Here is a 12653-nt window from a genome sequence, read left to right on the forward strand (position 1 = left end):
AATTCATGTTGAATCCAGATCCTCGCGCTTCGCGCTTCGGTGCCTTTTCTGACCATATTCTTGAGTAATTCTAACCGCATTAGAGACTTTGAATCCAATTACTCGCGCTTCGCGCTTCGGCTCCTTGTCGCGCTCTTTTTCTATTTCCGTAATGCGCTTATTTAATTCGAGCGATTGCTTTTATCTAGCACCTCCATCACTTCATTCACTCATTTTCATTTCGCCTCTTTCGGAGTTTTCCAACCGGCTTTTTAATTAGTTTTCCAACCACTCTTCCAGCGCATTCCAAGAGTGCATCATGTCGCTTATCTGTGTAGCGATTGGGATTCTGTGCCACCCCTCCCAACGGCAACGGCCCCCCTCCGTAGAGGGGGGCCGTTCCTGCGTTTTGGCTGGTCAGCAGTACCGGACGCGCGTGCCGGTACTGACGCCTATGCCTTCTTTTCCTGGGCTGCGTAGTACGCCTTGATCTGCGACTCGGTGAACAGTTCCTTTCCGTTGATGATGGTGGGCTCGGGGAAGTCGTCGCGGCGGGTTTTGTGGGCCCGCAGGGTGTCGTACTTCGGGATCCCGTCCGCGGGGCCCAGGCGGCGCGAGATCTCGGCCAGGGGCAGCAGCTCCGGCGGCGCGGTCGGGTCCGCCTGGGCGACCTCCTGGGGCTCCTGCTGGCCCTGGCCTGGGATGAGCCGCAGCCGGTCACGAGGAGCCGTCACAGAGCCGTCTGCGGGCGTCACATGGGCACCCTGGCGTGACAGCCGACCTGTGGTTTCTTCGCTGAGACCCCCCTCGGGACCCCCGTTTCGGCCCTCGGGGCCCTCATCACGTGACAGAGCCCGAATGAAGGCCGGCGGCTCCTCCACGGAGGGCTCGGGCGGGGCCTGGTAGAGCGCTTCGGTGCTGTAGCCGTGGGTCGCTCGCAGCTCCTTGTAGTAGGCGGTGAGGAGCCGGTACGCCTCCTGCTGGTTCTGGTCCTTGGTGAGTTCGGGATTCCACGGGGCGTAGGGCGTCTGAATTCGGGTGACGTCGCCGGTGTCCAGAGCGAGGACCATACGGCCTGCCTTTTTCTGGATGGTCGGCATTTCGGCGCGGGAGCCCATAATGCGCTTCCACTGGTTTTCGGTGTAGCTGCCGAGGAACTTCATGGGGAATAGCGGAGTGAGGGACACGCCGCCGAATTGGTTGTCTTTGAAGTCTTGGAAAACGGCGATGATGTGGACATTCACTTCCCGGCCCAGACGGAGAATAGAGGCCACGTCGCGCCATACCGGGTCAGCCGACGACTCGCCCGTTTTCTTGTCCGCCGAGTGCTGCTCCTTGAGGATGTCCGCAAGGTGATTTGCTTCCTCCAGGAAGACGTAAAGGGGCGGAAATGAAGTGCGCCACCCGTTCTTTTTCTCGAAGTTCCGGGCGTCGAGAACATCCGCGACCCACTCCAGCCCGGCGCGCATATCCAGGGGCGCACGAGGGTTGATGTACTCGTGGACGCCCTCAATTCCGATGAGCGGCGTGAGAGATACCATCTTGGGGTCGATTGCCACGACCGTGCCGCGCTTCATAAGCATCTGGACGGCGAGCCACTGGAGGAACGCAGACTTCCCTCCGCCGGACCCGATGGAGAGCGCCCAGGAGTTCTGTTCGTCGGCCATCTTCTGGATGACGGGCCGGTCGAATGTGTCCTGTCCGAGGTAGAAGTCATCCGGTCCGAGGCTGGCCAGGATCTCCTGAGTCCGGGGGTCCCAGATGTCCACGGCGGCCGGAGGCTCGGGCGCGGGGGCCGGCGGCTTGGGCGCGGGCTTGTGGGTGTAGACGGCGGTGGCGTGCTCGCCCCGGAAGCTGTAGCGGCCGACCCAGTCCCCCGGCAGCCTGCTGTTGAGGAGGGCGGTGATGCTCTCCTTCTCCATGTCGGAGCCGCGGTACGTCCAGGGGAGGCGCAGGACGATGCGGGCGTCCTCGTCGGCCAGGCGCGCGGGGAGCTGGAGCCAGTTTTCGCGGGGCTCGTCCTCGGGGAGCTTGAGGTCGTCGCGCAGGACGACCCAGAGCTTCGGTCCGTAGACGACGTCGTCGCCGGGCTCGGTCGGCAGCATCTTGGGGAGGAACGGGCCCAGGAGCGCGGTGCCGAGCACGGCGACCAGGGCGGCCCAGACGTCCCAGGCCGGGACGACGGAGAACACCACGAGGGCGGTGACGATGACGCGGACCAGGGCGCGGGCGGCGTAGGGCCAGCAGCCCCAGTTCCGGAGCGTGCGGGCGGTCGTGCGTCCGGCCCTCCAGCACTTCGCGGTGACGCGGGCGGCCAAGAGAACGGCGCGGGTGGTGCGGTCCAGCACCCGGGCTCCCCGGCCGCGGTAGGTCTTGAACCAGACGGCGACCTTGCGGGCCCAGAGGCTGGGCGCGCGGCGGGGCTGCTTGATCAGGCTGATCCGGGGCGGGGCGAAAGCGACGGATCCCATGGCGGCGGCCTGGTCGTCGCCCTTCTCGATGCGGGTTCCAGCGGCCCAGAAGGTGGCGGTGCTGCGGGCGGGGCCCCGGAGCTCCCGGCCGCCGTAGAAGCGGACGAGGGCCCAGACGAACAGGACCAGGGAGCGGACCGCCTTGTACAGGGTGACGAACGGGGTCTTCCAGCTCCCGGGTGTGCGGGGCTTCGCGGGTCCGCCGGCCTTCTTGCGCTTGCTCGCCTGGTCGGCGAACGCGCCGAGGGCGAACAGGACGCCGAGCACGGTGAGGTTGCCGCCCGGCAGGACGCCATCGAGACCGTTCCAGACGGCGGCGAACGCGTCGGAGAGCCAGCCGCCCTCCTGGGCGTCCGGCTCGGGTGGTGGGGCCGCGAGTGCGGCAGTCATGCTGTGCACGGTTTCCCCTTGTGCTTGAGGGGACCTGGCCGCCCGGCAGGTGGAATCTCTGGCAGGAGAACCTGCCGGGCGGTGCGCTCCCCGAGTGTTTCGGGTGGGTCTGACACCGTGCGTCCTCTGGCCTGTGGACAGATTTCGCGCGGCCCCTTCACCTCGTAGAGGTGTCGGAATCGGCGGGCGTGTGACACTTCGGCCCGGACTTTTCGGGCTAGAGGTACTGGCCCGCGTGGGCGGCGTCGTCGGTGGACGTCTGCGTGGATGCCTCGCGGACGTACTTGTGGACGGTGGACTTCAGGGCCGGGTCGTCGGCGGCGCGGTTGTGGCGGGTGGCGATGGCGTCGATCACCGTGCGGACGTCCTGGACCCCGTCCGCGACCATCCCGAAGACGTCGGCGCGAATGGAGCGCTTTTTGGTCGGCTCGGTGCCGACGACCTTGAGATCGGGGCGGACAGTTTCGGTCTCTTCCTGCTGGTCAGGGGTGGTGCCGTTCGGATATCCGTGCACATCCGTGCGGATGGTGGACTCAAGGACTCGTGAGTCCACGAGACCATCAGCGGATGCGGCGGGGAGGGCGGGGCGGTGGGCGGCGGATACGGCGGGCAGCGCCGGGGACATGGCGGCCGGGGCCGCGCCGAACATCCGCTCCAGGGCGACGTTGGCCCCGGCACCGATGCGGTCGCGCTGGATGTCCATCAGGTCCGCGCCGAGGCGGACGTCGCCCGTGCCGACCTTCGCGGCCAGCTTCCAGGACCGCTTCTCCGACGCCTTGCGCTTCCGTGCGTCGGGGTGTCCGGCGGCGCGGGCCTGGTGGTAGGCCAGGTCCCGGATGATGGCGGCGGACCGGGCCTCCGCCTCGATGTCGCGGCCCTCCTGGTGGATGACGACGCGGCGGGACAGGAAGGCGACGCCTTCCGCGCTGGCCGTGATCGCCATCGGGGTCAGGGCGTAGACGAGGGCCTGGCCGAGGTCGGTCGCGGCGGTCGCGCCCATCGCAGCCGCGGCGGCCGGCAGCGCCCAGAGTCCGACGCGGACCAGGGCCGGGGCCGCCTGGCCGAGGAGCGTGGTGACGAGGAGGACCAGGGCCAGGACGGCGGTCGCGCCCTCTCCGGCCGCGAGTGCGCCGACCGCCGTGCCCGACCCGTACTTGTGGCTGATGTTGGTGTAGGTCCCGATGCCACCGGCGACGCCGACCGCGAGCATCGGGACGATGGCCGTGATCAGGACGCCCTTCTGCATCCTGGTGAGCTTGCGGGTCCGGGGGGCGTCGGTCTCGGGGGCGGTCGGCTCGGTCTCGGTGGTGTCCGGGGCGGGCTGGCGAGTCTTGAACATCAGGGTGTCCTTTCGGATTAGTGACGTCATGGCGGCGCGGGCTCGTGGCGTCACTAGGTGAGTGCTTGCGCTGGTGGGGGCTACTTCTTCGTTTCGCTGGTCGTGAGGCCCTTGAGCTTGGCGATGACCCACCCGGCGGCGACGATCGCGCCCACGGCGGTGACGCCGATCGGGACGGCGTTCGCTCCGACCACGCCGATCAGGCCCATGAGGGTGCCTCCGGCGATGACGACCAGCCCGGTAACGCAGCCGCAGAGCACGACGGCGACGACCAACAACAAGACGACGTTGACGACCAGCTCCCGCTGGGCGGGCGACATCGAGGAGGTCTCGGGGAGCTGCACCACGATCTGCGGCTGCTGCTGGCCGATCGTGTAGTGGTACGGAACGCCACCGTGGTAGGCGACGGCCGGCGGGCGGTGGTGGGCGGGAACGGCCGTGCTCGGCACGGCCGGGGTGTGCTGCTGAGCCTCGTACGGCTGGGGCACGGCGTTCACGGGGTACCTCTCGTTCTCGGGGGCCCGGGGGGGGGGGGGGGGGGCCCCCCCCCGGCGGGGGGGATAAGGCGGGGGGGGGGAACGGCGGGGGGGCGGCGGGTCGGCCCGGCTCCCCCGCGCGCGCGCGGGCGCCCCCCCCCCCCCCCCCCCCCCGGCCAGGGCTGGGAAAGTCAGGCGTTGCTCAGGACGAGGCGGGCGACGCGGGAGGCGGGGAACTGGAGGCTGTAGCCCTTGCTGAGCTGGACCTCGATCCGGCTCCCGGCGTCCTCGATGCTGCGGACGATGACGGGGATGTCGGCCTGGCTGGAAGTCGAGACCGTGCGGTGCGCGGCGTGCTCGTTCCGGCGGAAGGTCGTGCCATCGGTGAGGAGCAGTTCGGTGATCTGGCGAGCCATGGTGTGGTCCTTCGCTGGTAGTCGGTGCGTCGTGCAGTCGTGGGCTTGTGGGTTCACGAGCCCATCACGTGGAGGGGACAGGTCACGGATTCGGAGGGCCGGTCTCCCACCCGGCCCAGTCCGCGACGTCGTCGGCAGCCTCGGAACAGGCCTCCTGCGGTGAGCGGCGGGACCCGGCGGCCGTGGCCAGGAGCGGGAGGGAGCAAGCGAGCTGGACGGCGAAGCAGCCGAGGAGCGCGATGGCGATCACCACCAGGCCCGTGATCAGCGGGACGCCTCCCCGGGTGAGCAGGACCAGGAGGCCCAGGCCCACCAGGAGGCCGCCGAGCTGCGGGGCCCGGCTCAGGACGTACACGGCGGGGAGGGCGAAGAGGGTGCGCACGATCACCACCACCCCTTGCGCTTGCCGGGCACGATCATCGACGTGGGGCACTTGCCGCCCATGTGGGAGACGCAGGCCGGGCAGTCCTCGCGCGGGGCCAGGTGCTTGTGCTGGGCGCGGGAGTCGTACGCGTGGAGCCAGCACTGCCGGCACTCGCCGGGCGGCGCGTTCAGGGCCTTCTCGCTCGCCATCAGAACCAGCCGCCCTTCTTCTTCTCGCGGCGGGCGGCGGCCTGGTCGGTGAGGAGCTGCTGGCGCTCGGCCTGGAGGACGCGGAGGTCGGCGGCGGCCTCCTCCTCCGCCCGGTCCCAGATCCGTCCGGCGGCCCGCTCGGCCATCGGGGCCGTCTTGCCTCGCACCGCCTTGGCGATGCCGACAGCCTGGAGGCCAGCGAACTTCGCCTGGTCCCCTCCCTTGAGCGAGGACTGCTCCTGGTTACGGATGCCGTTGAGCCGGTTCTGTGCGGCCTGGATCTCGCGGTCCAGCTTCCGGGTGTTCGCCATGGGGGTCAGCCCTTCCTCGGGTAGGTGTGGCCAGCGGGCGGGTACGCCTCGCCGGAGAGGGTCACGGAGGCGTCGAGGACGACCTCCTCGAAGGTGGTGAGCGGGAGGTCCAGGCCCTGGCGGCGGCCCTCGTACGCGGCCTCAAGTCCGTCCAGGAGCAGAGTCGTGCGGGCGGCGTCGTCGGCGGCGGTCTCACGACGGCGGAAAATCTTCACCGCGGTCACCGCTTCCCGGACTTGTTGCCGGACGAGTCACGGTTCGTCTGGCCGACCTTCTTGGACAGGTCCTCGCGCTGCTTGTCGTCCACGGCGATCACCCGGCCAGCGCCAGCGAGGAGCGAAGGCGGCGGGCGCCCGCGTGCTTCCGCTTCCAGATCGCGGTCTCGGAGCGGCCCAGCCGGAGGGCGATCCGGCGGTCGCTCAGGCCCTGGGCCTTGAGTCGCCAGACCGTGGCCTGCCGGGGGGTCAGCACGGCGTAGGCCAGCGCGTCCTCGTCGGCCGGCGCGGCAGTCGGGAGGTCCCAGGACGCGGGGACGTCCGTCCAGTCCTGGGGCTGCTCGCTCGCCCGCTTCGGTGCGTAGTACGTGGCGGCGGCGCGGAAGGTGATGCACATGAGCCACGGCAGCGCGGCCTCATCCGAGCCCTTGAGGCGGGTGATGGTCGTCGCGGCCTTCACCCAGGCGAGACCGGCGATGTCGTCAGCGTCGGCGGGGCGCTTGGCCCGGGTCGCGGCGTAGGCCAGGACCCGGGAGGAGTAGAGGCGGAACAGCCGATCCAGGCGGTCCGCAGCTCCGGGGGGCAAAACGTAGGGTGTGGTCACGGTCCCTCCAGTCAGGGATCTGGAGCCCGGCCGGGGTCTGTGAGAAGTAACCGGCTGGGCTCTTTCGCGTTCACCGTGCGGCGAACGGCTCCACCATGACAGGGATTGTGGCACAATTCAAGTGATGGCGGCACTACATAAAAAATGGTGCCACCATGATGGCGAAAACGCCGCCGCCTGATACGTTGTGTGATGATCCAGCCAGAGCTGCCACACAGCTCTCCAACCAAGATGAGGACCTATGACCAGCGGAAAGGCCACACTCCCCGACACCATTGCGGCGCTGCGGACGTACATCGCGGCCCACGAGCCCGGCACCGCGCTTCCCTCCGAGACCACCCTTGCTACCGAGATCGGAAGCACCCGAACCCTCGTGAACAGCGCGATCAGCCAGCTCATGTCAGAGGGTCAGCTGATCCGCCAGGGAAAGAAGGCAATTGTGCAGCCCATCCGGACCATCCTTCGGCAGGTGCCGACCCGCTACACCGCCGCGTACCGCGAAGCCCAAGGTGCTCGGGGAGCATTCGACGCGGAGATCCGCGAGCACGGGATGCAGCCGCGATGGAACACCGAGCCTGGGCAGGAAGAGGCGACCGAGAAGGTTGCTCAGCTCCTGGGCATCCAGCCGGGCACTGAGGTGACCGTGCGAGCGCGCGAGATGTTCGCGAACGACGTTCCCGTGCAGATCGCCATCACCTACATCCCGGCCGACGTCGCAACGTCCGCCGGAGTAACCGGCGTCGAGAGCGGGACCGGCGGCATCATCAGCCGCATGGGAGAGACCGAGACCCAACAGTCCAAGGTCACGGAGACCATCCAGGTACGCGTGCCCGACGACCAGGAACAGCAGCAGCTCAAGCTTCCTGGCGATGCCCGGGTCTACGAACTGACTCACATCGGGACCACCGCGAACGGCCGAGTAGTCGAAGCAACGGTCCACGTGATGCCGGTCCACCTCTGGGACCTGTCCTACACCTGGGACCTGAGCTAGCCGCTTGTGGTGCTACTCCGTGTAGGGGTGTCCTGACCAGGGCGTAGGCTTCCGAACCACAACTAAAGATCCAAAACGGAAAAGCCGCGCGTCCCAAATCCAAGGGGCTCCATCAGGGGTCGAAGTCTGATGGAGTTCGAAGCCTCGGAAGAGGGACGACGCGGCTGAGCAAGCAGGCTCACCGCTGAGTGTAAGGCAGGGGTGGGGAGATTTCTCCCCCACCTCTGTTGACGTCGTGACGTCACCCTCGGTGGTGGGCCGTGATGAAAGGCGACGTCGCGTGACCCACCCGAACCCGCAGACACTGGAGTCTGCGGAAGAAGTCCCCAGGCAGAGCCGGGGCAAGAAGAACACGGTCTCGAACCTGGACCGTAGCGGGCATCCGGCAGGGTGCCGTCCGATCGCGGGCATGAAGCGCGGCTGGTACTACCGAGCCGCCGACCGCATGATCATGCACCGGCAGAACGCCGAAGACGACCTGCTGCCGATCGGCCAGGTGCCGAAGATCACCGCGCAGATCGTCCACCTCACCGACGATGGCGAAGACATCCGCTCCGAGTACCTGGCCGTGGGGAAGCGGCAGCGGCGCGCCCGCATCCTCACGGAAGACGAGCTGGACCGTGGCACGTGGGCCGCGAAGATGGGCATGCGCCGGCCGACCGGGAACGACGAGCGGCACGCCTTCGCGAAGCTGATTCGCGAGGAGGGCGACGCGGCCCCGATCACGTCGGCCCGGACGTACTACAACGACGACGGGGACCTCGTCTTCCCGGCCGCCGACGCTCAGACCCTCGGATACCGCGTACTGCGGGGCCAGGAGGAGGCCGCGCGGGAAGCGTGGGACGAGATCGGCGCGTGGATGAGCATGGACGGCAAGTCCGCTCTCGTCGCGGGCGGCTACTTCGCCGGGCCCGTACTGGACACGCTCGACATGCTCGCGCACATGATCTCGGTCCACGGCCCCGGGCAGCAGGGGAAGTCGACGATCCTGGTCGTGTGCGCCTCCTGCTACGGGGACATCAAGCCTCGGCGGCAGTCGCTCTGGATGACCTGGAACGCCTCGAAGCAGGGCATCACCCAGTCGCTCCGGCAGCGCGGCTACCTGCCCGTCGCCCTGGACGAGCACAGCTCCAGCGGCCGGACCATCAAGGAGTCGTCCCGCGAGATCAGCCAGATGGTCGCCGGGGCGATCCGAGCCATGGGCACCGCCGACGGCTCACCCCGGGAATCTGACGGCTTCTGGCACTCCGTCATCCTCTCCAGCTCCAACGAACCGTTGAAGCACGAGGGGCAGACCGAAGACCTTGCCTCACGGCTCCAGGAGTTCAAGGCCCCGTTCTTCCCCAACGCGATGGTCGACTCGGACGGCGCGCCGGCAGAGGCAGGGCACCGCGGTGCCGAGCACATCAGCAAGCGGCTAAAGCGCCTGGCGAAGGACCACGGCGGGTGGCCGGTGGAGTGGGCCGACCGCAAGGGGATGTACCGGGCTGAGAACCTGGCCAGGCTCCGGACGCTGCACCTGGAACTGTGCGCGAAGTACCGGCCCGCTCAGGGCGGCATCGCCGCGACGATCGCTGAACTTCACATGGCGTGGGTCGTCGGCGCTCACATGCTCGGGCAGGCCATCGGCATTCCGGGGCTGGGCGCGGTAGCGGAGACCGAAGCCGCCGCACGGCTGGCCGAGGCGATCGAGATCAGCGCTGAGGCCAACACCTCGGACAGCGAGCGGCTGTGGAACGCACTCGACGCACTCCGCATCGAGGCGGCTTCCTTCCCCGAGATGGAACGACTCCCGGCCGTGGCCAGCGAGGGATTCCGGGGACTCCGCGGATTCACCAACGCCGAGGCTGGCGAGTGGTGGGTCATCAACCCCGTGGTCCAGGAGGCCGCTGGCCAGGCCGGGATCGACAACGTCTCGGCAGCCCTACGGGCTCTGGACGACCTGGGCGTCCACATCCGAGGCGTGGGCAAGCACGCGCAACGACAGCTGCCGAAGGCTCTGCGGGGCCACGGCCTGGGCATCCGGATGCACTGCTTCAACACGCGGGTAGCCGGTGAAGTTTTCGCCTCCGACCCTGAGCCCGGAGAGGGTCCGGGAGAGGGTTTCCAGGAGGGGCCAGGACCGGAGTTCCCGAGTGGGAACCACCCCGGGAACCACCCGGGAACCACCGGGGTGGTTCCCGGAAATGAGGCTCTGACCAGCACCGGAACCACCGGAACCACCGGAACCACCCTTGAGCTGTTCGACTTCTCTAAGAAGGAGGGAACCACCCTCGGGGGTGACCCCGGGGCAGTGGTGGCTAAGGAGGCCACGGGCTCACGGACTCATGACGTCATGAGCGTTCCGCCGATGCCGGTGGAACCGCCTGCCGTGGTGTTCCCGGCGGCTCGGATGTACCAGCCGGGGGATGCCCGGCTAGACGAGGAGTGGCTGCGGCTGGAGTACAGGGCGAAGGGCCGTACGCGCGGCGGCATCGCCTTCGGTGTCTTGGGCTCGGACGGTTCGGGGCAGGGGCTGCTGCACCTGGCGAACCACGAGCCGGTCCGGGTGCTGCTGCCCGGCAGCGTGGACGACGTCCCGGCCCTCATGCGCGCGTACGGGCTCAAGACGTTGTGGGTCCATGAGTCCGCCGCCATCGCGATGGGCCTGCCCTCCTGCGAGGAGCGGCGGGAGCTTCCGGTCCTCGGTGCCGACCATGACGACGACCAGGAGGACCAGGAGCGGGTGGGTCTGATCGGTCCGCAGGTTCCCGTGGCGCACCCGTGGGCGTCTCCGAGCGGGCATGGTCCGGTCTCCGGCATGGCCCCGGTGGGTCTGGCGTCGTGGCTGACGCTGATCTGCGGCGAGGGGCAGAGCCAGGAGCGGTTGTCGGTGTCGCTGCCGTTGTACGACACGCGGTACGACAAGGACCGGCGGCGGGGCGGGTTCGGGGGTCCCGCGACGCCGGAGGAGCTGTTGGACGCTCTGATGGTGTGGACGATGTCCACGGTCCACGGCTCGAAGGAGAATCCCCGGGTGGTGCCGTTCTACGCGTCGGTGAACCGCACGGCGCAGGACTTCGCCGGCGGCCGGGAGCGCACCGACGTGATCTGTGAAGCAGTCCGGCGCGGTGAGGTCGAACCGGTGATCGGCAACAGGGTGCCGCTGATGGTGCCGCAGCAGTGGCACCGCAAGCCCAGCCAGGCCGAGGCCGCGCTCGCGGCCGTGCACCGGTTCGACAAGTCGGCGGCCTGGCTCGGGGCATTCTCGAACGTGCGCCTAGGCATCGGTGAGCCGGTCCACGCGGTCGACGGCGCGGCGTTCGATCCGATGGTGCCCGGGTTCTGGCGGGTCACGGAAGTCCCGGGGACCGGGCCTGAGGGGCTGCCGGAGCTGCGGTTCCGGGAGGCGGACGGCGGTGGTTTCTGGATCAGCACACCGAGCATGGTGCTGCTGCTGGAGCTGTATCCGCACTGGACGCCGGACGTGCTCGAAGCCTGGTTCTGGCCGGAGCACAAGCGGGCCCTTGAGGGCATGTACAAGCGGGTCTCGGACAGCCGGAAGTACATCGTCGCGGCGGTCGCGGCCGGGCGGCCCGGGGCGAAGTGGGCCAAGGCCATCAACGGCCGGACCTACCAGTCCTTCCGCGGTTACCTGGCCCGGACTTCCGGACCGATGACGGACCGGGCGACCGGCGGGGACTACCGCAAGGACATCTTCTACCGGCCCGACTGGGCCCGGCTGATCATGGACCTGGGCACCGCGAACCTGTACCGCAACCTGCGGGACTTCCGAGCCGAGGGGCACCTGCCCCTGGCGATCCGGGTGGACGCGGTGACCTACGCGAGCACCGAAACCGACCCGGAGCTGGCCAAGCCCAGCCGGATGCGGCTCGGGTCCGCCGGAGGCCACTGGACCCACGAAGGGTCCGCGCCGCTGCCCGAGCTGCTGGAGGAACTCCAGGCCGGGACGAACGCGCACACCGCACTGGACGACTACATCAAGACCCTGGGGGAGTGACCCGCGATGGCATGGAAGTGGAACCCGTTCAAGCGCGGCAAGGGCAAAGCCGAAGCGCCGGCCCCGGCGCCCGCCCCGACCCAGGCACCCACCCCTGACGCGAAGCCGTCGAAGGGGGAGAAGAAGCCCGGACGCCTCAAGCGGCTGTTCAGCAGGAAGCCGAAGCCGACCGAGCCCGCGCCGGAAGCACCCCCGGCACCCCCGGCAGCCCCTTCGGCTCCTCCTGGTCCGCCTCAGGCCCCCGCTCCAGAGGCGGGCGGAGACGTCGGGGAAGGGGAGCAGGGCGAACTCTTCGAGGTCGAGGAGGAGGAAGAGGAGGAGCGCCAGTTCCCCGGATCCCTGGGGGTCAGCGCGGACGGTGTGTGGATGATCTCCACCACCGAGTGGGACAGCGTCATGCAAGGCGTGCTGACCGGTGAGGACGTCAAGGAGTTCATCCTCGCCATAGAGGCCGGGAACCAGGAGCGGGCAGCGGAGATGGTGGCCGCCGCGTATGACGAGAACGTCGGCTCGCTCATCAACGTCGGAGCATCGACCATCCGCCGCATCGGGTACTGAGGAGCACCGCATGAGCGACAGGTTCGGCAGCGTGACCATGAAGCTGGACGACAGCGGAGCGGCGTGGGACCTGGCGTGCAGCCGGTGCCCGTGGGGTACCGAGGAGCTTCTGGAGACCGGGTACGACGGCTATCTCGGGGTAGAGAACTACAGCCTGGTGGAGTCCCTGGCACAGGGGCACAGCGACCGGCACAGCTAGCAAGTCGCAAGGAGGCCCCCCCCCCCCCGGGGGGGGGGCCGGCGGGCCCCCACCCGCCCCGGGTGCCACGGGGAGCAGCGGGGCCCGCGCCCGACGACGGGGCCCCACGACCGGTGGGCGGCGCGTACCCC

Annotated in this window: 13 protein-coding genes; 4 read left to right on the forward strand and 9 right to left on the reverse strand. The window is 68.8% G+C overall.

Annotated elements, in window-relative coordinates; translation table 11 throughout:
• Window positions 1–431: 431 nt before the first annotated feature.
• The 9 genes from JS521_RS25685 to JS521_RS25725 form a co-directional block, all read right to left on the reverse strand.
• On the reverse strand, window positions 432–2840 hold the full coding sequence (locus JS521_RS25685; RefSeq protein ID WP_205085352.1) for a hypothetical protein: 2409 nt from the start codon (window positions 2838–2840) through the stop codon (window positions 432–434).
• A gap of 217 nt (window positions 2841–3057) precedes the next feature.
• Complete coding sequence (locus JS521_RS25690; RefSeq protein ID WP_205085353.1) at window positions 3058–4179, reverse strand: conjugal transfer protein; 1122 nt, start codon at window positions 4177–4179, stop codon at window positions 3058–3060.
• Window positions 4180–4259: 80 nt separating this feature from the next.
• Window positions 4260–4676: a hypothetical protein gene (locus JS521_RS25695; protein WP_239487829.1), complete on the reverse strand. Its 417-nt coding sequence runs from the start codon at window positions 4674–4676 to the stop codon at window positions 4260–4262.
• Window positions 4677–4846: 170 nt separating this feature from the next.
• Window positions 4847–5071, reverse strand: a complete 225-nt coding sequence (locus JS521_RS25700; RefSeq protein WP_205085354.1) for a hypothetical protein — start codon at window positions 5069–5071, stop codon at window positions 4847–4849.
• Between the two features lie 82 nt (window positions 5072–5153).
• Entirely contained in the window at window positions 5154–5459 is a 306-nt protein-coding gene (locus JS521_RS25705; RefSeq protein WP_205085355.1) for a hypothetical protein, read from the reverse strand.
• Window positions 5456–5644 (reverse strand): pRL2-8, encoded by a 189-nt coding sequence (locus JS521_RS25710; protein ID WP_205085356.1) that lies wholly within the window; start codon window positions 5642–5644, stop codon window positions 5456–5458. Before JS521_RS25710 ends, JS521_RS25705 begins: the two co-directional genes overlap by 4 nt.
• Complete coding sequence (locus tag JS521_RS25715; protein ID WP_205085357.1) at window positions 5644–5955, reverse strand: hypothetical protein; 312 nt, start codon at window positions 5953–5955, stop codon at window positions 5644–5646. The genes JS521_RS25710 and JS521_RS25715 overlap by 1 nt, the downstream gene beginning before the upstream one ends.
• 5 nt (window positions 5956–5960) lie before the next feature.
• A complete protein-coding gene (locus JS521_RS25720; protein WP_205085358.1) occupies window positions 5961–6170 on the reverse strand; it encodes a hypothetical protein in 210 nt (69 codons plus the stop codon).
• Window positions 6171–6267: 97 nt separating this feature from the next.
• Window positions 6268–6774, reverse strand: a complete 507-nt coding sequence (locus JS521_RS25725) for an RNA polymerase sigma factor (protein WP_205085359.1) — start codon at window positions 6772–6774, stop codon at window positions 6268–6270.
• Window positions 6775–7015: 241 nt separating this feature from the next.
• On the opposite strand from JS521_RS25725, the gene JS521_RS25730 reads away from it, so the two are divergent.
• From JS521_RS25730 to JS521_RS25745, 4 genes are all read left to right on the forward strand, one after another.
• A complete protein-coding gene (locus JS521_RS25730; protein WP_205085360.1) occupies window positions 7016–7765 on the forward strand; it encodes a GntR family transcriptional regulator in 750 nt (249 codons plus the stop codon).
• Between the two features lie 280 nt (window positions 7766–8045).
• Window positions 8046–11765 carry a DUF927 domain-containing protein gene (locus tag JS521_RS25735; protein ID WP_205085361.1) on the forward strand — a complete coding sequence of 1240 codons (3720 nt, stop codon included), beginning with the start codon at window positions 8046–8048 and terminating at the stop codon, window positions 11763–11765.
• A 6-nt stretch (window positions 11766–11771) separates the two neighbouring features.
• Window positions 11772–12323, forward strand: a complete 552-nt coding sequence (locus tag JS521_RS25740; RefSeq protein WP_205085362.1) for a hypothetical protein — start codon at window positions 11772–11774, stop codon at window positions 12321–12323.
• Between the two features lie 10 nt (window positions 12324–12333).
• Entirely contained in the window at window positions 12334–12522 is a 189-nt protein-coding gene (locus JS521_RS25745; RefSeq protein WP_205085363.1) for a hypothetical protein, read from the forward strand.
• Window positions 12523–12653: the final 131 nt, after the last annotated feature.

This window comes from Streptomyces durocortorensis (assembly GCF_016901035.1).
Taxonomy (GTDB): domain Bacteria; phylum Actinomycetota; class Actinomycetes; order Streptomycetales; family Streptomycetaceae; genus Streptomyces; species Streptomyces durocortorensis.